The sequence below is a fragment of the Fluviicoccus sp. genome (genome assembly GCF_030646115.1).
Taxonomy (GTDB): Bacteria; Pseudomonadota; Gammaproteobacteria; order Pseudomonadales; family Moraxellaceae; genus Fluviicoccus.
This window is the reverse complement of the sequence record NZ_JAUSMX010000008.1, coordinates 1-19,394: the sequence shown is the minus strand read 5'-3', so window position 1 is coordinate 19,394 and position 19,394 is coordinate 1. Positions and strand designations below refer to the sequence as shown.

The 19,394-nt window shown below is 61.7% G+C and carries 23 protein-coding genes and 1 rRNA gene; 16 read left to right on the top strand and 8 right to left on the bottom strand.

The annotated features are described in order from the left end of the window. Positions 1 to 65: 65 nt before the first annotated feature. Positions 66 to 815, bottom strand: a complete 750-nt coding sequence (locus Q7T36_RS04340) for a LytTR family DNA-binding domain-containing protein (RefSeq protein ID WP_304844434.1) — start codon at positions 813 to 815, stop codon at positions 66 to 68. 21 nt (positions 816 to 836) lie between these two features. Continuing rightward, a complete protein-coding gene (locus tag Q7T36_RS04335) occupies positions 837 to 1,934 on the bottom strand; it encodes a sensor histidine kinase (RefSeq protein ID WP_304844432.1) in 1,098 nt (365 codons plus the stop codon). Between the two features lie 48 nt (positions 1,935 to 1,982). Here Q7T36_RS04335 and argH point away from each other — a divergent pair, with 48 nt between their 5' ends. From argH to Q7T36_RS04305, 6 genes are all read left to right on the top strand, one after another. After that, complete coding sequence (gene argH / locus Q7T36_RS04330) at positions 1,983 to 3,368, top strand: argininosuccinate lyase (protein ID WP_304844430.1); 1,386 nt, start codon at positions 1,983 to 1,985, stop codon at positions 3,366 to 3,368. A gap of 12 nt (positions 3,369 to 3,380) precedes the next feature. Then, positions 3,381 to 3,653 (top strand): oxidative damage protection protein, encoded by a 273-nt coding sequence (locus tag Q7T36_RS04325; RefSeq protein ID WP_304844428.1) that lies wholly within the window; start codon positions 3,381 to 3,383, stop codon positions 3,651 to 3,653. A 105-nt stretch (positions 3,654 to 3,758) separates the two neighbouring features. Beyond that, on the top strand, positions 3,759 to 4,235 hold the full coding sequence (locus Q7T36_RS04320; protein WP_304844426.1) for a hotdog fold domain-containing protein: 477 nt from the start codon (positions 3,759 to 3,761) through the stop codon (positions 4,233 to 4,235). Between the two features lie 3 nt (positions 4,236 to 4,238). Then, complete coding sequence (locus tag Q7T36_RS04315) at positions 4,239 to 4,964, top strand: SGNH/GDSL hydrolase family protein (RefSeq protein ID WP_304844424.1); 726 nt, start codon at positions 4,239 to 4,241, stop codon at positions 4,962 to 4,964. Between the two features lie 51 nt (positions 4,965 to 5,015). After that, positions 5,016 to 6,515 carry a WS/DGAT domain-containing protein gene (locus Q7T36_RS04310; protein WP_304844422.1) on the top strand — a complete coding sequence of 500 codons (1,500 nt, stop codon included), beginning with the start codon at positions 5,016 to 5,018 and terminating at the stop codon, positions 6,513 to 6,515. Between the two features lie 180 nt (positions 6,516 to 6,695). Then, positions 6,696 to 7,328 (top strand): hypothetical protein, encoded by a 633-nt coding sequence (locus Q7T36_RS04305; protein ID WP_304844420.1) that lies wholly within the window; start codon positions 6,696 to 6,698, stop codon positions 7,326 to 7,328. A 6-nt stretch (positions 7,329 to 7,334) separates the two neighbouring features. Here the strand turns inward: Q7T36_RS04305 and Q7T36_RS04300 are convergent, their stop codons facing one another. Continuing rightward, positions 7,335 to 8,120, bottom strand: a complete 786-nt coding sequence (locus tag Q7T36_RS04300) for a thioesterase family protein (protein ID WP_304844418.1) — start codon at positions 8,118 to 8,120, stop codon at positions 7,335 to 7,337. Positions 8,121 to 8,207: 87 nt separating this feature from the next. Continuing rightward, complete coding sequence (locus tag Q7T36_RS04295; RefSeq protein ID WP_304844416.1) at positions 8,208 to 8,822, bottom strand: arylesterase; 615 nt, start codon at positions 8,820 to 8,822, stop codon at positions 8,208 to 8,210. On the opposite strand from Q7T36_RS04295, the gene Q7T36_RS04290 reads away from it, so the two are divergent. From Q7T36_RS04290 to Q7T36_RS04280, 3 genes are all read left to right on the top strand, one after another. Then, on the top strand, positions 8,821 to 9,507 hold the full coding sequence (locus Q7T36_RS04290) for an ABC transporter ATP-binding protein (protein WP_304844414.1): 687 nt from the start codon (positions 8,821 to 8,823) through the stop codon (positions 9,505 to 9,507). The two genes, Q7T36_RS04295 and Q7T36_RS04290, sit on opposite strands and share 2 nt — an antisense overlap. Beyond that, entirely contained in the window at positions 9,504 to 11,969 is a 2,466-nt protein-coding gene (locus Q7T36_RS04285) for an ABC transporter permease (protein ID WP_304844412.1), read from the top strand. Before Q7T36_RS04290 ends, Q7T36_RS04285 begins: the two co-directional genes overlap by 4 nt. Positions 11,970 to 12,046: 77 nt before the next feature. Further along, positions 12,047 to 12,283, top strand: a complete 237-nt coding sequence (locus tag Q7T36_RS04280; RefSeq protein ID WP_304844410.1) for a DUF2789 domain-containing protein — start codon at positions 12,047 to 12,049, stop codon at positions 12,281 to 12,283. Positions 12,284 to 12,305: 22 nt separating this feature from the next. Here Q7T36_RS04280 and Q7T36_RS04275 read toward each other — a convergent pair whose 3' ends face one another. Next, the gene (locus Q7T36_RS04275; protein ID WP_304844408.1) at positions 12,306 to 12,764 is read right to left on the bottom strand and encodes an EVE domain-containing protein; all 459 of its coding nucleotides are present in this window, start codon (positions 12,762 to 12,764) and stop codon (positions 12,306 to 12,308) included. Positions 12,765 to 12,766: 2 nt separating this feature from the next. Between Q7T36_RS04275 and hemW the strand changes: the two genes are divergently transcribed. Then, positions 12,767 to 13,906, top strand: coding sequence for a radical SAM family heme chaperone HemW (gene hemW / locus Q7T36_RS04270; protein WP_304844406.1), 1,140 nt, complete (start codon positions 12,767 to 12,769; stop codon positions 13,904 to 13,906). Here hemW and Q7T36_RS04265 read toward each other — a convergent pair. Continuing rightward, entirely contained in the window at positions 13,899 to 14,684 is a 786-nt protein-coding gene (locus tag Q7T36_RS04265) for an NRDE family protein (protein ID WP_304844404.1), read from the bottom strand. The genes hemW and Q7T36_RS04265 overlap by 8 nt on opposite strands. Before the next feature lie 66 nt (positions 14,685 to 14,750). On the opposite strand from Q7T36_RS04265, the gene lgt reads away from it, so the two are divergent. Genes lgt through Q7T36_RS04245 form a run of 4 tightly spaced genes read left to right on the top strand, consistent with a single transcriptional unit; the run spans position 14,751 to position 18,006 of the window. Further along, positions 14,751 to 15,560, top strand: a complete 810-nt coding sequence (lgt, locus tag Q7T36_RS04260) for a prolipoprotein diacylglyceryl transferase (protein ID WP_304844402.1) — start codon at positions 14,751 to 14,753, stop codon at positions 15,558 to 15,560. A gap of 16 nt (positions 15,561 to 15,576) precedes the next feature. Further along, a complete protein-coding gene (locus Q7T36_RS04255) occupies positions 15,577 to 16,371 on the top strand; it encodes a thymidylate synthase (RefSeq protein WP_304844400.1) in 795 nt (264 codons plus the stop codon). Between the two features lie 6 nt (positions 16,372 to 16,377). Continuing rightward, entirely contained in the window at positions 16,378 to 17,463 is a 1,086-nt protein-coding gene (locus Q7T36_RS04250; protein WP_304844398.1) for an MBL fold metallo-hydrolase, read from the top strand. Between the two features lie 36 nt (positions 17,464 to 17,499). Then, positions 17,500 to 18,006: a dihydrofolate reductase gene (locus Q7T36_RS04245; RefSeq protein WP_304844396.1), complete on the top strand. Its 507-nt coding sequence runs from the start codon at positions 17,500 to 17,502 to the stop codon at positions 18,004 to 18,006. A gap of 9 nt (positions 18,007 to 18,015) precedes the next feature. Here Q7T36_RS04245 and Q7T36_RS04240 read toward each other — a convergent pair whose 3' ends face one another. Continuing rightward, positions 18,016 to 18,246, bottom strand: coding sequence for a hypothetical protein (locus tag Q7T36_RS04240; protein WP_304844394.1), 231 nt, complete (start codon positions 18,244 to 18,246; stop codon positions 18,016 to 18,018). Positions 18,247 to 18,360: 114 nt separating this feature from the next. Here Q7T36_RS04240 and msrA point away from each other — a divergent pair, with 114 nt between their 5' ends. After that, entirely contained in the window at positions 18,361 to 18,888 is a 528-nt protein-coding gene (msrA, locus tag Q7T36_RS04235) for a peptide-methionine (S)-S-oxide reductase MsrA (protein ID WP_304844392.1), read from the top strand. 78 nt (positions 18,889 to 18,966) lie between these two features. Next, positions 18,967 to 19,164 carry a hypothetical protein gene (locus Q7T36_RS04230; protein ID WP_304844390.1) on the top strand — a complete coding sequence of 66 codons (198 nt, stop codon included), beginning with the start codon at positions 18,967 to 18,969 and terminating at the stop codon, positions 19,162 to 19,164. Positions 19,165 to 19,303: 139 nt separating this feature from the next. On the opposite strand, the gene rrf is transcribed toward Q7T36_RS04230, so the two are convergent. Further along, a 5S ribosomal RNA gene (gene rrf / locus Q7T36_RS04225) occupies positions 19,304 to 19,394 on the bottom strand; the annotation flags it as partial.

Sequence of the window (19,394 nt, the reverse complement as noted above, 5' to 3'; positions counted from 1 at the left end):
CTTCTTTTTGTGACGGCTTTATTCTGATTGTCGGCAACTAACGGCGGCGACAGCCACCCTTTTTATCACAAATTATGCATTTTATCGCGGATATCCGCCAAATGACGACGGCTGACCAGCAGCTTGTCCGGAATGCCTTTCAGCCGCACCTGATACTGTCCGGAAGCCAGCAATTCCAGCCCTTCCAGATAGGTGGCCGACATCAGGGCGTTGCGATGCACCCTGATGAAACGGTTGCCGAATTCGGTTTCCAGCTCCTTCAGCGTCTCGTCAATCAGCACCGTGCCCTTGGTGTGGCGGACGGTGACGTATTTTTGATCCGCCAGAAAGTAATAGATATCGTCAAGCGGCACCAGCTCCAGTCCGCGATGGGTGCGGGCGGTAATGTGGTTGCGGGTGACGCCCGGTTGTCGCTCCTCGTCATTGGCCTGCACCCGCAAACCCTGCAATTGGGCGCGGTTGACACGGGTGGCGCGGGACAAGGCTTCGTTCAACTGGTCACGGCGCACCGGCTTCAGCAGGTAGCCAATGGCCTCGACCTGAAAAGCGGCCAAGGCATGCTCGTCGAACGCGGTAATGAAAATGACGGCCGGGGGGTTGGGCAAGCGGGCCAACTCTTCGGCGCAGGCAATACCATCCATGACCGGCATGCGTATATCCAGCAGCACCAGATCGGGCGTCAACGTCGCGACCTTGCTTAGCGCCTCCAGGCCGTTCTCGGCCTCGCCGACCACTTCACAGTGGGCGGCATCGCGCAACATGCGCACCAGACGGTCCCGGGCCAGGGCTTCATCGTCGCATACCAGAACTCTCATAGGGCCTCCGTTGTTATCTCTTTATTCTTCGGAAGTTTTGCCAACCTGCTGCACCAGAGCAAAAGGATAGCTCAGGTAGGTGGTGTAGAGGTTTTCCGTCGCCTTCGTCTGTAGTTTAGCTTTTTCGCCGTAATGTGCATGCAGACGTTCGCGGATATTACCCACCGCCATCTGGTTACCCTTGTGGTGACTCCGCTTGTGCGCATGATACGGGTTTGTGATCACAATCGTCACCTCCTGTCCGGTCCACGAAACCAGAATGGTGACCTTGGCCGGCTCCGAAGCGGGTTCCACACCATGATAAATGGCATTTTCCAGCAAGGGTTGCAAGGTCAACGCCGGAATTCGCAGTCCGGCGGGCAAATTTTCCACCCGCCAGTCCATCAGCAAACGGTTTCCCAGACGCAGTTTCTCGATATTGAGATAACGCTCGCAGAGGGAAATCTCCTCGGTCAGCGGCACCTCCCCTTCCGCCTTGAGGCTGGCGCGGAACAGCGTGGAAAGATCTTCAACCACCTCTTCGGCCAAATCCGGATCAACCGTGATCAGGCTGGCGATGATATTCATGGAGTTGAACAGGAAATGCGGACGGATACGCGCCTGCAAAGCCTGCAACCGGGCGGTCAGCTCGGTGCGCTGGCGGCGCAGCAGTTGCTCCTGCAGGTAGAAATAACGAAGCACCAGCCCGGCGATAATGCCGCCCATGAACAGATTGCGAACCAGCGACAACCCCAGGTTAACTTCTCCCGGCTGGTGGATGCCCAGAAACAGCAACACGCCTTCCGCCAGAAACGTGAAAAAAGCCACCAGCGCCAGAAACAGGAAAAATATGACAAAGGCTGCCGAGGAGCGCCGCATCTTCTGCAATAGCCCGCGCAAGGCGCAGAACAGGCCGGCCGAACTGATCGCCACCCAGGACAGCAACAGCGATTTCAGGCCCAGCGCCACCCAGGGAAAAGGGCTCAGGGTGCTGATTTCCGACATCAGCAGAAACAGCGCCAGCAATTGGCTGACCACCAGCAGCTTGAACACCGCCGCCATGTTGCAGAAATCGGGCAGGAAAAAATCATCACCGGCGACGGGGCTTCCGGCCTGCGCGGGCTTGGGGGTTTCGGACATGATTCCTGATATACTCTTCGTTATTTTTTCCACCCAGACTCGATTCCTATGAGCACACCTTCTTCTTCCATGTGGGGCGGGCGCTTCAGTGAAGCCACAGACGCCTTTGTGGCCGAATTCACGGCTTCTGTCAATTTCGACAAGCGACTATATCGTCACGACATCCAGGGTTCCATTGCCCACGCCACCATGCTGGCCCGCGCTGCGGTGCTTACCGATGCCGAGCGTGACGCGATCATCGAGGGACTGACCGCCATTCAGGCCGACATTGAGTCCGGCAACTTCGAGTGGCGCGTCGACCTGGAAGACGTGCACATGAACATCGAGTCGCGCCTGACCGACCGCATCGGCATCACCGGCAAGAAACTGCATACCGGACGTAGCCGCAACGACCAGGTCGCCACCGACATCCGTCTCTACCTGCGCGATGAGATCGACTTCCTGCGCGGCGAAATCCACCGTCTGCAAACCGGCCTGCTGGATCTGGCCGAGCGTGAGGCCCACACCATCATGCCCGGCTTCACCCATTTACAGACCGCCCAGCCCGTGACTTTCGGCCACCACCTGCTGGCCTGGTTCGAGATGCTTGTGCGTGACAGTGAGCGCCTGGCTGACTGCCGCAAGCGCGTCAACCGCCTGCCGCTGGGCTCGGCCGCCCTCGCCGGCACCACCTATCCCATCGACCGCGCCTACACTGCTGAGTTGCTGGGTTTCGAGGCCGTCTGCGAGAACTCGCTGGACGCCGTGTCCGACCGCGACTTCGCCATTGAATTCTGCGCCGCCGCCGCGCTGACCGTGACCCACCTGTCGCGGATGAGCGAAGAGCTGATCCTGTGGAATTCCCAGCAGTTCAAGTTCGTCGATATCCCGGACCGCTTCTGCACCGGCTCCAGCATCATGCCGCAAAAGAAAAATCCGGACGTGCCGGAACTGGTGCGCGGCAAGAGCGGCCGCGTTAACGGCCATCTGATCAGCCTGCTGACGCTGATGAAGGGCCAGCCACTGGCCTACAACAAGGACAACCAGGAAGACAAGGAGCCGTTGTTCGACGCCATCGACACCATGAAAGGCTGTCTGCGCGCCTTCGCCGACATGGTGCCGGCGTTGAAGCCTAACCGGGAGTCGATGCGCGAAGCGGCGCTACGCGGTTTCGCCACCGCCACCGACCTCGCAGACTATCTGGTGAAGCGCGGCACCGCCTTCCGCGACGCCCATGAAATTGTCGGCAAGGCCGTGGCCTATGGCGTGCAGACCGGCCAGGACCTGGGCGCAATGACGCTGGACGAACTGCGCCAGTTCAGCGACACCATCCAGCAGGATGTTTTTGATGTGCTGTCGCTGGAAGGCTCGGTGAACGCCCGCAACCATATTGGCGGCACGGCTCCCAACCAGGTGCTGGCCGCCGTGGCGCGGGCCCGCGTCCGTATCGGCTAAGAGGAAATAAACATGACCCGTACCGTGATGTGCCGCAAGTATCAGCAAGAGCTGGAAGGAATGGCGTTTGCACCCTTTCCCGGCCCCAAGGGCCAGGATCTGTTCGACAACGTATCGAAGCAGGCCTGGCAGGAATGGCTGAAGCACCAGACCATGCTGATCAATGAAAACCACCTCAACGTGATGCAGCCGGAAGCGCAAACCTTCCTGTCCGAGCAGCGCGAAAAATTCCTGAGCAACACCGACTACGAACGGCCGAAGGGCTGGACACCGGAAAAGAAGTGAACTGACCGGTCACACCCGCGCACGGAAAACAAGCAGGAATTGCCGTATACACGGAGGGTCAGCCTGCCTGACCTTCCGTTTTCCCCGTTACGCGAGGTGTGTGTCATGAGTCAGCTGTTAGCCATGTACAACAGTGCCGGCAATGCCGCGTTCAGCGGCATGATCGGCCAGATCGCCCCCTTCTTCAGCACCATCAATGCCCAGTTCACCGAACTTCGCCCCAATTTCGCCGAAATCACCATGCCGTTTCGCCGCGAGGTGACCAACCACCTCGGCACCGTGCACGCCATAGCCATGTGCAATATGGCGGAACTGGTGGCCGGGACCATGACCGACGCCTCCATTCCCGCCGGTTGCCGCTGGATTCCCAAGGCGATGAGCGTGCAGTACCTGGCCAAGGCCAAGACCGACCTGCGGGCGGTATCAAGCGGCGAAGGCCTGGACTGGGCGGCGGGTGGCGACATCGAGGTGCCGGTGGACGTGTTCGATACCAAAGGTGTCAAAGTATTCTCCGCAAAGATCACCATGAACGTGAGGCCCGGCGATCTGGTGCTGAGCGCAGACGCGCAGACGCTGGCCTGAGCCGTGTGGCGCTCGCTGCGGTTCTGGCTGCATTTCGGCGCGCTGATGCCGGTGGCGGTGCCGCAAGCGCTGCACACCAAACGCACCGCGCTGCGGCTGCCGGAAGCGGAGGGGCCGCAACATGGGGCCTTTGCAGGGGAAGGCGTGCCGTGGCGGCTGGTGGTAATCGGCGAATCGACGGTGGCCGGGGTCGGAGTGGCGCAGCAGGCGGAAGGTTTGGCCGCCGGAGTCGCCAAGGCATTTTCCGTGCAAACCGGTCGCCCCGCCCACTGGCGGGCGCACGGCCGCAATGGTGCGCGCATCCGCGATGTCCGTCGCGACCTGCTTCCGGACGATTTGCATCAGGCGGACATGGTGCTGGTGGGCATCGGCGTCAACGACACCACCGGCTTCAGCTCGCAACGGCACTGGCGTGAACAACTGCGGCATCTGGTCGCCGACATCCGGCGGCAAACACAGGCCCCAATCGGCTTCTTGGCCTTGCCGCCGATGCACCACTTCACCGCCCTTCCCCAACCCTTGCGCAGTGTCATCGGTCATCGCGCGGGACTGATGGACCATAACCTGCGCCGGGCGCTGGCCGGACTGCCCGGCTGCCGGGTGCTGGATTATGCAAGCGACATGCATCCGCGCTATCTGGCGGCGGACGGCTATCATCCTTCGGCGGAAGGTTATACTGCGATTGGCGAAGCCGTTGCGCTCCACCTCCAGAGTCGCTTTACTCCCTGACCAGCCCCGATATACTGAAACCCAGCCAAACCCCTTCAGAGACCGTCGACAATGACAACAACCGGACTCGTGGCAACCCTCAAGCTGGTCATCCGCGCCGCCAACGTGCTGGGCCTGCTCGGCCTGTTCCTGCACCTGCCGAACGCCCTGCCCGGCTTCCTCGCCTGCCACCTCACCGCCACGCTGGCAACAGTAGGGCTGGCCTTCCACCTGAAACGCTCGGTGCCCGGCTGGGGCTTGGGGGCGCTGATCCTGCCGTTCCTCACCAGCACCTGGCTGACCTTCCGCCCGGAAAACACCCCGGACGCCATGACCGCCGGCGACAACTGCTGGTACAGCATGGAGCGGGAAGTCAACCACATGATCGTGGTCGGCATCCTGTTCTTCGAGCGCACTCCGGAAAAGGCGGCGCTGGAGAAGCTGATTACTGAACGGCTGTTGAAATTCGACCGCTTCCGCCAGGTGCCGCGCCTGCGCAACGGCCACCGTTACTGGGAAGATGACGAAGATTTCCAACTGGACCGCCACCTGCATTTCCGCCCCTTGCCTGAGGCGTCGCTGCAAACCTTTCAGGAACGCGTGGATACGCTGTCCGGGCAGAAGCTGGACTTTGAACACCCGCTGTGGGATCTGGAAGTGGTGCCGAACCATCCGCAAGGTGCGGCGATCATTGTCCGCATCCATCACTGCAACGCCGACGGCATCGCGCTGGTGCGGGTGCTGCTGTCGCTGACCGACAAGGCCGCCTCCACCGTCGAGAACACCACCGAGGCCCCGCGTGCGTCCCGCCCGAGACATCATCCGCTGAAGCTGCTGTGGGAGCTGATCGTCGCCTTCCCGCGCATGCTGATGCTGCCGGACAGCCGCACCAGCTTCAAACACCCGCTGACCGGCCAGCGCGGCACCGCCTGGTCCAGTCCGCTGCCCTTGCAGGACATCAAGCAACTGGCGCATGCCCACGGCGGCAAGATCAACGATGTAGTGCTGGCCGCCACCGCCGGAGCGGTGCGCCGTTACTTCCAGCAGAACAACGAGCCGGTGGACGGCATTACCTTTCGCGTACTGGTGCCCATCAACGTTCGACCGCTGGACGGGCCGATCGTGCTGGGCAACCAGGTCGGGTTCATCTACCTGCCGTTGCCGGTGGGCGTGGCCGATCCGATTGGCCGCCTGCGCGCGGTGAAGGCGGGCATGGATGCGATCAAGAGCGGCAAGGAAGCGGTGCTGGCCTATTTCTCGCTGTCGTTGATGGGAACGCTGCCGCGCGGCGTGCAGCATGCGCTGATGGATGCCTTCAACGACAACGCCTCCTCGACCATGACCAACGTCCCCGGCCCCCGCGAGCAGTTGTTTTTTGCCGGGGAAGCGATCCGCAACATGGTGTTCTTCGGGCCTCAATCGGGGAAGATGGGGGTGGGCCTAAGCGTATTCAGCTATCAGGACACGCTGACGATGGGCATTTCCGCCGACAAGGGCATGATTCCGCATCCCGAGGTTTTTACCGCCTGTTTCGAGCAGGAAATGCGGGAGTGGCTGGCGCATCCGAGCTGAATCTGACCGGCATTTTTTGCAGGACCACTGCCAGAAAATGCCGGACTCTCCTTTAAACCCAAACAACACTCACCCGGATCTTTCTTGTTTTTAAAGACTTTTCATTTAAGTCCAACCTTGGCACTCCGCTTGCTTTTTCCCTGACAGCATCATCCGATGCCTGACTCAGGGAAATACGCCATGAACACGCTGCTAAAACCTCTCTTCGCCGCCTCGGCTTTCAGCATCCTCCTGCTGCAAGGGTGCAGCTCCTCCCCCAGCGCCGCCGGTCTGGCCAAGGCGGAAGCCCAACTCGACCAGAAACGCCGTGACTCCGCCCAGCTTCAGGCCGAAAAAGCCATCGACGCCATGCCCGTCTGGGCGCAGGCGACACCGCGTCCGGACAGTTCCGGCATCTTTGCGCTGGGTATCGGCGAAAGCGACAAGCTGCCGCTGGCATTGAAGAAGGCGCAATTACAGGCGGAATACGCGCTGGCCAAGAACCTGCAACAGGAACTGGCCGGGAACGAACGCATGATCCAGCAGGACAACAACGGCAGCGCCAGTGGCCAGTACGACAGCGTCATCACCTCGCTGGTGGATTACGTGTCGGTGGTTGGCTGTGAGGAAGTGAAGCGGGAAACGGTGGCGGTCAATGGGCGCTTCCAGACCTACATCCTGCTGAAGATGCCTTACGAGGCCTTCAACCAGGCCTTGCAGGCCAAGAAACAGCAGAACCGCGACAGCCAGATGCAGCAGGCTTACAACCGGCTGGAAAAGCAGCTGGACAAACGTCGCCAGACCGCCGTTCCTGCCGCCACGACGATTCAGTAAACACGGTCAGCCGAACACCGTCACCGTTTGCCGGCTGACAGCAACCAGACGCCCGTCGGCCGCCCACAGCCGCGCCCCGGCGTGGCCATAACCGTCGGCGGCGAGGTCGGTGCAGACACGGTAATGCCACCACGCCGCCGGGTCCGGGTCCAAGGCCTCCTCCAGCAACTCCAGCGTCCAGCACAGGGTGCTGGCGGGCGCCAGTGTGTTCATCATCGGCAGCACTGACGGCGGCCAGGTATCCACCAGCGCCACAAAATGCTCCAGCGTGAACGGAACCGAGGTATCGCGGAAACGGACGCTGCCCATAAAGTCAGGCTTGTCCTGGCCGCTGAACGGGAAGCCTCCCTCCGACCACACCATTTCGAACTGTTGCAGGAATTCCGGCATGCGGCCAGGCAGGTATGGCATCGGGCGACCGGCCGCCGGAACCGGGATTTCACTCAACAGGGCGGATGGCACACGCACCGCCGATTCGCGATGCGCACCATAGCTGGCCAGCAGCACCGCTTGCACGCCGCCATTCTGCAGCAGGCGGGCTTCGGCCTGTGTCACCGACTTGCCGCTGCGGAAAACCGTGGTTTCCAGCGTCGCCAAACCCGGCGCGACCGGCCCGACAAAGGATATCGACATTGAGCGCAACCGCCGGTCCGAGGGCACTTCCGCCGACAACCGCGCCAGCAGCACGGCTGCCACCAAACCACCGAAACTGGCGCGTCCCTGCCCCCAGCCCGCCTCGATTTCCACCTGCGCCGACGCCTTCGCGGCTGCCATCATCGTTGCAAACGACATCGCCTTAACCCGAGTTCTGTTTTGGAACCATCAATCTAGCAAGCATGGCGCTTGGGGGAAAGCGGAAAACGAAACCCGCCGGTCACATCAGGGTTTGAGCAGCGGCTTCAGGTGCGGCCAGACGTTGTCGGCCAGCCGGTCCTGCGCCTGCGCGTTGGGATGGATGCCGTCCTCCTGCATCAGTTCCGGACGGCCGCCCACCCCATCCAGCAGAAAAGGCAGCAGCGGCACTTTGACCGCCTTGGCGACTTGGGGGAAGGTGGCAGCAAAAGCCTCGGTATAGGCCTTACCGTAATTGGGCGGAATACGCATGCCGACCAGCAGTACCCTAGCCTTTTGCTGCCGCGCCTGCCCGATCATGGACGTCAGGTTTTTCGCCATCAGCGGCAGCGGCTGGCCGCGCAGGCCGTCATTGCCGCCCAGCTCCAGCACCAGCACATCCGGCTTGAACTGCGCCAACACCTTGGGCAGGCGCAACACTCCGCCCTGCGTGGTTTCACCGCTGACGCTGGCGTTGATCACCTTGTGCTTGCCCGGCTGCTCGCGGTCCAGTCTCTGTTGCAGTTTTGCAACCCAGCCTTTGTTGACCTCCAGACCATAGGCGGCGCTGATACTATCGCCGAAAACCACCACCGTGGCCGCCTGCGCCGACATCGCCGACGCCAGCAGCCCCGCCAGCAGGACAGTCCTCATTCGCATCATGAATACAGCTCCCGAAAACGCACTAGTTGTCCGCCACCTTAGCAAAAGCGTCACCGGTCCGGACGGATCGCTCACCATACTGCAACAGATGGATTTTACGGTGCGCACCGGGGAAAGCATCGCCATCGTCGGCGCGTCCGGCTCCGGCAAGTCCACGTTGCTGGGGCTGCTGGCCGGGCTCGATACGCCAACGGACGGCTCGGTAACGCTGCTGGGCCACGACCTGAGCCTGCTTGACGAAGACGGCCGCGCCGAGGTGCGTCAACGCCATGTCGGTTTCGTCTTCCAGTCCTTCCACCTGCTGCCGCACCTGTCGGCGCTGGAAAACGTGCTGCTGCCGCTGTCTCTAGCGGGACGTGAAGACCGGGCGCTGGCCATCGACTGCCTGCAACGGGTGGGGCTGGGTGAACGGCTGCAACATACGCCGCGCCAGCTGTCCGGCGGCGAACAGCAACGGGTGGCCATTGCCCGCGCCTTCGCCTGCCGCCCGCAAATCCTCTTCGCCGACGAACCCACCGGCAACCTCGACGCCCGCACCGGCCAGCAGATTATTGAACTGCTGTTCGCCATGAACCGCGAACAAGGCGCGACGCTGGTGCTGGTCACCCACGACCCGGCGCTGGCGCAACGCTGCGGCCGCAGCCTGCGCCTGGACAGCGGCTGCCTACTGGAGCCTGAAGCATGAGGGCGCTGGCCTGGCGCTTGCTGCGCCGCGACTGGCGCGCCGGGGAACTGACGTTGTTGCTGGCGGCGCTGACACTGGCCGTCGCTGCGACAACGACCCTGCGCTTCTTCAGCAGCAGCCTGGAACAGGCGATGCATCAGCAGGCCGCGCAGTTGCTGGGCGCAGATCTGGTCGTAGGCAGCACGCGCGGCATCCGGCCGGTGTGGGTGGAGGAAGCGCAGCGCCTGCAACTGCGACAGACGCAAACGCTGGAATTCGGCAGCATGGCCCAGCGCGGCGAACAGTTCCAGCTGGTGTCAGTGAAGGCGATCAGCGCCGGATACCCTCTGCGCGGGGAACTGAAGCTGCGCAACGGCCTGACCGGCATTCCGGCCGCCGGGACGGTCTGGGTGGAAGAACGCCTGCTGGGGCTGCTGCAAGCCCGCGAGGGCGACCCCCTGCAAATCGGCGAATCGACACTGCGCATCACCGCCATCCTCGACCGCGACGCTGACAGGGGCAACGGTTTCTCCGCCTTGTCGCCGCGCCTGATCATGAACCTGGCCGACGTGCCCGCCACCGGCATCCTGCAGCCCGGCAGCCGCGTCAGTTACCGCCTGCTGCTGGCCGGTCCGCCCTCCGCTCTGCAGAAATACCAGACTTGGGGCAAGTCCCGGCTGGAGCCGCATGAACGCCTGCGCGATGTCACCAGCGGCAACAAACGCGTCAGCGGCCCGATCAATAACGCGGGCAGCTACCTCAGCCTCGCCGCCATCGCCGCCGTGCTCTTGTCAGGCATTGCTGTCGCCCTCGCCACCCGCCGCTACGCCGACCGTCACCTGGACGCCCTGGCCCTGATGCGTTGCCTCGGCAGCACCCGGCGGCAACTACTGGCCTTGTTCGGCTGGCAACTGCTGTTCCTGTGGCTGACCGCGATGCTGACGGGTGGTCTGCTGGGCTTTCTCGCCTCGCAAGGGCTGCACCGGCTGCTGGCCAACTTGTTGCCGGTGACGACGCTGGAATTTGCCATCGCACAGCCGCTGCTGACCGGCATCGCCACCGCCACGCTGACACTGGCCGGCTTCGCACTGCCCGCCTTCCTCAAGCTGGCGCAGGTGTCGCCATTGCGGGTGATGCGCCGCGACCTGCAACCGGCCGACTGGTCAACCCTGCGCCTGACCGCACTGGCCTTGGCGGCGCTGTTTGCGCTGATGACGCTGGAAACCGGCAAGTTATGGCTGACCTCGCTGGTGCTGCTGGGGGGACTGGGACTGGCCGCGCTCTGCGGCGGCCTGCTGTGGCTGGGCCTTCGCCGCTGGCGGACGCGGGCGGCCACCGGTCACGCCCCGCTGACACAGGCGCTGGACAGTCTGGCCCGCCAGCCGATGGCCACCATCAGCCAGGTGCTGGCGCTGGGCCTGGGCCTAACCGCCATGCTGCTGGTATTCAGCCTGCGCAGCGAACTGCTGGAACAATGGCGCGCCGACCTGCCCGCCGACACCCCCAACCAGTTCGCCATCGCCATTCCCGCCGACCAGGTGCGGCCCTTGCAGGCAGTGATTCAACAGCACCACTGGCGGTCCTCGCCGTTCTACCCGGTGGTTCGTGGGCGGCTGGTGGCAATCAACGGCAAGACCGTGCAGAAACCGGCGGATGCCGAACCGGATTCCGGCAACCGCGACAACGCCCTGGACCGCGAGCTGAGCCTGACCTGGAGCGACACCCTGCCCGAGAAAAACACCCTGACCGAAGGCGCATGGTTCAAGCCCGGCGCCGCCGAAGTCTCGGTGGAGGCCGAATTGGCGAAGCGCCTCGACCTGAAGCTGGGCGACACCCTGCGCCTGCAAATGGCCGAAGGCAGTGTCGAGGCACGCATCAGCAACCTGCGTACGGTCGACTGGAACAACTTCCGCCCCAACTTCTATCTGGTATTCCCCCGGCAGCTGCTGGAAAACTACCCGGCCAGTTACCTCGCCAGCTTTCATGTGCCGGACGCCGACAAGGCGGAGATGAGCGGCCTCGTGCGCGGCTTTCCCACGGTGGTGTTTGCCGATATCGGCCAGATCATGGCGGAATTGCAGAAATTGATGGATCAGTTGGCGGACGCTGTGCAGGCCATCCTAGTGTTTGTAGTGCTGGCGGGAGGGCTGGTGCTGCTGGCCAGCATCGCCGCCGGGCTGGACAGCCGTCGCCAGGAAGCCGCGCTGTTGCGGGCCTTAGGAGCGAAGCAATGGCAACTGCAACGCCGCGCTGGTGCGGAATTGCTGGTGCTGGGCGGCATGGCGGGTGTACTGGCGGTGCTGCTGAATGAAATCCTGCTGGCGGTGCTGACCGTGCAATTGCTGGAAGCGACACCAACCGTGCATCCGTTGTGGTGGCTGGCAGTACCGGGCGGCAGCGCGCTGTTGACGCTGGTGGTAGGATTGGCAGGGATGCGGCGGGTTTGGACGGTTTCGCCGATGGCGGTGCTGCGGGAAAGTTGAATCCGGCATGCGCCGGACAGGAAAAACGCCGGGCAAGGCCTATACTGACCTCATGCCCGCATCACTGGAGAAATAACATGGATACCGGAAAACACACCCTGCCAGCCCTCTTCGCCCAGTTGGGACTGGCAGCCGATGCTGCTTCAATTGCCCGGTTTGCCGGGACACACTCCTTGCCGTCCGGAACATCACTGGCGAACGCCGGGTTCTGGACTCTGTCACAAGCCGCCTTGCTGCGCGAAGCGCTGGCCGACGATGCCGAGTGGTCGGAAGCCGCCGATGAACTGGCCAACCTGCTGGGCAGCCCTCCATAGCGGTTGCCCGGAACCTGACGGATCACCCCCGCTTGCACAACCCCAGCATCACCCGCCACTGCTCCTCACTCACCGGCATCAGCGACAGTCGGTTGCCCTTGCGCACCAGCGCCAGCTCGGCCAGCTCCGGAAGCGTTTTCAGCTCGGTCAACGACAGCGTGCCGTTGAACTTTTCGACAAATTCGACATCCACCCCGGTCCAGCGCGGATTGTCCGCTGTCGACTTCGGATCGAAGTACTTGTGCTCGGGATCGAACTGCGTCGGGTCAGCATAACCCCCCTTCGCAATGCGCATCAGCCCGACAATGCCCGGAACATCGCAATTGGAGTGATAAAAAAAGGCCATATCGCCCTTTTGCATTTGCCGCAGGAAGTTGCGTGCCTGATAATTGCGCACCCCGTCCCACAAGGCCACCTTCCGCCCGATCAGGTGGTCGATTCCGAACACCGACGGTTCCGATTTCATCAGCCAGTACGCCATCTATGCCTCTCCCGCTTCCGCCGCTCAGTCTGTATGTACATGTGCCCTGGTGCGTGCGCAAATGCCCCTATTGCGACTTCAACTCGCACGCCAGCCCGGCGAGTTTACCCGAAGCCGAGTACATTGCGGCATTGCTGCGCGATCTGGACGAAGATCTGCGCTGGGTGGCGGACCGGCCGGTCCAGTCGATGTTTGTCGGCGGCGGCACGCCTTCGCTGTTTTCGGCGGAAGCCTACCAGCAGCTGATGACGGGACTGAAGGAACGCCTGGTTTTTGCGCCCGATGCCGAGATCACGCTGGAGGCCAACCCCGGCACCGTAGAACACGGGCGTTTTGAAGGCTACCGCGAAGCGGGCATCAACCGCATCTCGCTGGGCATCCAGAGTTTCGATCCGGAACAGTTACAAAAACTGGGCCGCATCCACGGCCGTGACGAGGCCCGCCGCGCCATCCAGTCCGTGAAAGATGCCGGTTTCGACAACTTCAACCTCGACCTGATGCACGGCCTGCCCGGCCAAACCGTTGAAGGCGCGCTGGATGACCTGCGTCAAGCACTGGCGTTCAACCCGCCGCACCTATCGTGGTACCAGCTGACCATCGAACCGAATACCGCTTTCTACCGCCAGCCGCCGGTGCTGCCGGAGGACGATGCGCTGTGGACCATCCAGGAAGCCGGACAGGCGCTGCTGGCTGAACATGGGTTGGTTCAGTATGAAGTCTCCGCCTACAGCGCCGGACGACCGGCCCGGCACAACCTCAATTATTGGCAGTTCGGGGATTATCTGGGCATCGGCGCGGGCGCTCATGGCAAAGTCACCACGGCGGAAGGCGTATTCCGGTATCGCAAGACGCGATTGCCCAAGGACTATCTGGCCGCAGCCCCTCAAGGCTTGGCGCGCGTCGGCCCGGAACAGGTCGCTGATGATGAGTTGCTGTTCGAATTCATGATGAACGCCTTGCGGCTGAAGGAGGGGGTCAATAGCCAACTGTTTGCTGAACGGACCGGGCTGGCCATCGCAACCGTGCAGGATAAAATCCAGGATCTGCAGCGCCGCAGCCTGCTCGAAGACCGGGCCGACCGCTGGCAATGCACGCCGACCGGCTACAACCACCTCAACGCCGTACTGGGACTGCTCAGCTGACGCCGGTCAGGGCGAACCCGATATCAGTCAGCTCGCCCGGCTCCCCCGCCACCCAGGTGCGCTCCACCAAACGGCCACGTTGCCCGTCCAGCAACAGCACTGTCGAAGCCCGCGTACCGTACATCGGCGAGCGGATGAACGCCGTCCCCAGCAACCGCTCCCAGACCAATCCCACGCCGGTATCAGGAAGATCAGCGTCATCTGCGGTCGTGGTGTCTTCCAGTAACTCCAACAAGGCCTGTACATCGGCCGCTTGAGACACCGTCGGCTCCCCCGCCGTGACCTGACGCGCCAAGCCGCTCTTCAAACGTTCAGTTTTCGGCCAGGGACTGTCCAGCAAGTGGTTGCTCAGTCCATACAGTCCGGGCTCCAGCCGTCGCGGTTCGGTGCCCCGGTTGCTGCACACCGCCGCCTCCAGACGATCCCCTACCAGCAGGTTGAACCCGTTGTAACGTCCGGCCTCTTGCGCCACCGACTCGGCAAGCGCCAGCGGCGGGATGTCACCGCAGAGGTAATCCGCCACCAGCTTGCCGCGCGACAGTTCCCCCGGCTGCATGCCGCCCGGCTCCCGGTAATTGGTCAAGGCCGCCCAGCGTCCGGCCCGCGTCACGCCCAGCCAGGTGCCGCCTTCCTTCTCGTCACGCCCGGCCAGCACCTGCGGTGCATCCTCCCAGAATCGCACCGGCGATGCCGGGCGGGCATAGAACTCGTCCCGGTTGCCCAACAGGATCAAGGGTTGCTGCGGCGACAATTGCCAGGCGAAGGCGATCAGACACATAAAGCCACCTCAAACGGGAAACGGTTTTCGATTAGAATGGCGCCCTTGCCCCGGAGAACGCCGCTGATGCTAGTGTATCCCCAAATTGACCCGGTTGCCGTCCACCTCGGCCCGCTGACTGTCCACTGGTACGGCCTGATGTACCTTTGCGCCTTTGCTGCCGCTTATGCCATGGGCAAATACCGCGCCCGTTCGCTGCCAGGCTGGCAACAGAACGCCGAACAGATTTCCGACCTCATTTTCTATGCCGCCATGGGCGTCGTGCTCGGCGGCCGTCTGGGCTATGTGTTTTTCTACAGCTTCGACCACTTCCTGGAAGACCCGCGCTGGATTTATCAGGTCTGGAAAGGCGGCATGAGCTTTCATGGCGGCTTCCTCGGCGTCCTGGCCGCCATGGTGTTGTACGCCCGCCGCTACAAACTGACATTCTGGGGCGTCATGGACTTCGTGGCCCCGCTGGTGCCGCTGGGCATTTTCTTCGGACGCATCGGCAACTTCATTGGCGGCGAACTCTGGGGCCGCCCGGTGGAGAATCCGGATTATCCGTTCGCCATGATCTTCCCGCAGGTAGACCACCTGCCCCGCCACCCGTCACAGCTGTATGAAGCGGTGCTGGAAGGGCTGCTGCTGTTTGCCATCGTCTGGATGTTCTCCTCGCGCCCGCGCCCGGAAAAGGCGGTGGCCGGCGTCTTCGCCCTGGGATATGGCTGCGGGCGCTTCTTTGTCGAATTCTTCCGGGAACCGGATGCCGACAAGGGCTATATTGCCTTCAACTGGCTGACCATGGGCCAGTTGCTGTCCACCCCGCTGATCCTGCTGGGCGTCATCTTGCTGGTGCTTGCGTATCGCACCGGCAACCCTCCGAAAACCGCCTGACTGCGAGCCTGCCGCCATGAAACAGTATCTCGACCTGATGCGCCACATCCGCGATCACGGCACATACAAGGAAGACCGCACCGGCACCGGCACCCGGTCGGTTTTCGGCCACCAGATGCGCTTCAATCTTGCCGACGGCTTCCCGCTGCTGACCACCAAGAAAGTCCACCTGAAGTCGATCATCCACGAACTGCTGTGGTTCCTGCAGGGCTCCACCAACATCCGTTACCTCAAGGAAAACGGCGTCAGCATCTGGGATGAATGGGCGGATACCGAGGGCAACCTCGGCCCGGTCTACGGCTCGCAATGGCGAAGCTGGCCAACGGCTGACGGACGGCACATCGACCAGATCAGTCAAGTCGTGCAACAGCTCAAAACCAATCCGGACAGCCGCCGCATCATCGTTTCCGCCTGGAATGTCGGCGAAATTGAAAACATGGCGCTGCCACCCTGCCACGCCTTTTTCCAGTTCTACGTGGCGGACGGCAAGCTTTCCTGCCAGCTGTATCAGCGTAGCGCCGACGTTTTTCTCGGCGTTCCCTTCAACATCGCCAGCTATGCCCTGCTGACCATGATGATGGCGCAGGTCTGCGGGCTGGGGTTGGGGGACTTTGTCTGGACCGGCGGTGACTGTCATTTGTACAGCAACCACATGGAACAGACCGAACTGCAGCTCAGCCGCGAACCGTATCCCCTCCCCGTGATGCGGATCAACCCGGAAATACAGGACATTTTCGGCTTCAGTTACAGCGACTTCACCCTGGAGCAATATCAGTCACATCCGGCCATCAAAGCGCCGGTCGCTGTCTGAACTCGCATGATTCCCCGGTTGCTGGCGACGTTCTGGATCACGGCACTGCTGGCAGGCTGCGCCGTCCACAACCCGTATTACGACCCGGCCAAGCCGCATCACACTCCGACAGGCTTCCAGAATCTTTACCAGCCCTCCCGGAATCTGGATCTCGACGCCCTGAAATGGCAATGGCAGCGGCTGTTGCAAGGCTTCCCACCGTCACCACCCCATGAGTCTGTTCTGGGTGTTACCCCGGACACCGGATTCCTGCATCACAACCACACCGTCCCCAGCATCACCTGGATAGGCCATGCCACGTTGCTGGTCCAGATCGGCGGCCTGAACATCCTCACCGACCCGGTCTTTTCTGAACGCGCCTTTCCGGTCTCTTTTCTAGGCCCCAAGCGCCATCAGCCGCCGGGTGTGGCCTTGAAAGACCTGCCGCACATCGACGCCGTTGTCATTTCCCACGACCACTACGATCATCTGGACCTGCCCAGCGTCCGCGCCCTCTATCAGCAAGCCGGCGGACCGCCACTTTTTCTGGCACCGCTGGGCATCCATGACTGGCTGGCCAACAACGTCAGCCATGGCGACCGAGACCACATCCGCGGGCTCGACTGGTGGGCCAAGGCTCAGCTTGACGGGGTAGAGTTCCAGTTATTGCCTGTACAGCATTGGTGTGCACGCGGAGTTCGCGACCGCAATCGTCGGCTGTGGGGCGCGTGGGGCATTCTTCACCCCGATCTGCGCTTCTTTTTCGGAGGCGATCTGGCGCTGTCTCCGGATGTCGACACGCTCGGCGCGCAAGCCGGGGACTTCGATCTGGCCGCCTTGCCGATTGGGGCCTACGAGCCGCGTTGGATGATGAAGCCCGCCCATATCAACCCGGCTGAAGCCGTCGAGATCAAGCGGCGAATTCATGCGGCCAAGGCCGTCGCCATGCACTGGGGAACGTTCGAATTGTCCGACGAATCCCTGGATGAGCCGCCACGGGCGCTGACTCGAGCCCGACAACAGGCCGGACTCCCCGAACAGGACTTCTTTCTCCTGAAACATGGCGAAACCCGGGTTTTAAAGACAGGTGACTGGGTCGCTCCAACCCACTAGAATGCGCGGGCTTATCCGGATCGCGGAAGAATTGCCATGCCCCGTCTCGCCCTCATCGCCGCCCTCGCGGAAAACGGCTGTATCGGTATCAACAACCGTTTACCCTGGCATCTCCCGGAAGACCTCAAGTATTTCCGGCGACTGACTACTGGCGGCATCGTGGTCATGGGCCGCAAAACCTACGAATCGATCGGCAAGCCGCTGCCCAACCGCACCAACATCGTCATCAGCCGTAACCCCGACTTCACTGCCGAAGGCATCAAAGTCGTGCCAAGCCTGGACCAGGCCCTCGAACTTGCCGACAGCATGGCCGAAATCAATGGCAACGATGAAGTTTTCGTTATTGGCGGCGCACAAATCTACGCCTTGACGCTGCCCAGAGCGGGACGCCTGTATCTCACCGAAGTTGCCAAGACCGTGCACGGCGATGCCTTCTTCCCCAGCATCGACCGCAGCCAATGGCGTGAACTCGGTCATGAGGCGCATTACTACGAACCTGCCGACACCCACTACCGTTTCTCCGTATACGAGAGAACCCAGTAGCGCAGCATTTTATGGCGGGGTTCCTGGTGCTTGCTGCAGCGCTTCCCGCTCCTTCTGGTACTCTTCGTAGGGCAGGCGGTTAATTTCTTCCAGACAGCGCTGTACTGCCTCATTATCAGCCTTCCTGTAGCATGTCTGCCGTGCCGACTCCTTGCCCCCCTCATACCAGGCTTGCCGGGAGCACGCCCCCACCATCACCGCACTGAGAATCACGATCAACATTCCTGCTTTCTGCAACATGCCTGTAGTCCCCTGTAACAACGTCAATGCACCAACATCCAATCAGTATGTCCCATCGCCAAGAGCATCGCTCCACACTACTATGTCCTTCAACACACAGGGAGTCATCAATTCATGAATATTGCCATATTGGGCGGAGGTTGTTTCTGGTGTCTGGAAGCCGTCTTTGAAGAAGTTCGTGGTGTCGAGAAGGTTATTTCGGGTTATGCCGGGGGCCTGCGCCCCAACCCATCCTACGAACAGATTTGTACCGGCGCAACCGGCCATGCCGAAGTGGTGCAACTGCATTTTGATCCTGCCGTGATCAGCTTCAGGCAGTTGTTGGAAGTGTTTTTTGCCATTCACGACCCCACGACACCCAACCGCCAAGGCAATGATATCGGCAGCCAGTATCGCTCGGTGATCTTCTGCCAGTCCGATAGTCAACGCCTTGATGCCGAAGCATTCATTGCCGAACTGAACAATGGCAAGCACTACCCCTCCCCCATTGTCACCGAGGTCAAGGGCGAGACGCCTTTCTATGCGGCGGAGGAGTATCACCAGCACTACTTCGCCCGCAACCCCCGCCAGGGTTATTGCCAGTTCGTTGTTGCGCCAAAGGTGCTCAAGTTCCGGAACTACTTCAAGAACTGGCAAAAGTAATCTGGCACGTGCTTATTTCGTGGTCTATATCATTAAGAGAGCTCTTCAACTCTTCAACCGCCCTACAGGGAGTCCAAAATGACCACGATCACCTTGCGCGATGTGGATCCTCGCACCATCCACCGACAAATCACCCAACTGGAAACCCTTCATAAGGCCATGATGGCCGATGACGGCGCTGATGCCGAAGCGATGAAGGAAACCCTGCGACTACTCCACCAGATTGAGGAAACCATTCGGCACGACGCACGTGAAGCCCATCATATGCATCATTGATGGCAGATATATCCCCGTAACTCCAAACCCGCCGAGTCGCTTAAAAGTCCCGCGACAGCAAACACCTTAGCTTTGGTCTTTTGATTCCCCAAATCAAAAACCCCTTCAGGATACCCTGAAGGGGTTTTTGGTATTTGATGTCTGGCGATGACCTACTCTCACATGGCGAATGCCACACTACCATTGGCGCGGAGTGGTTTCACTTCTGAGTTCGGGAAGGGATCAGGTGG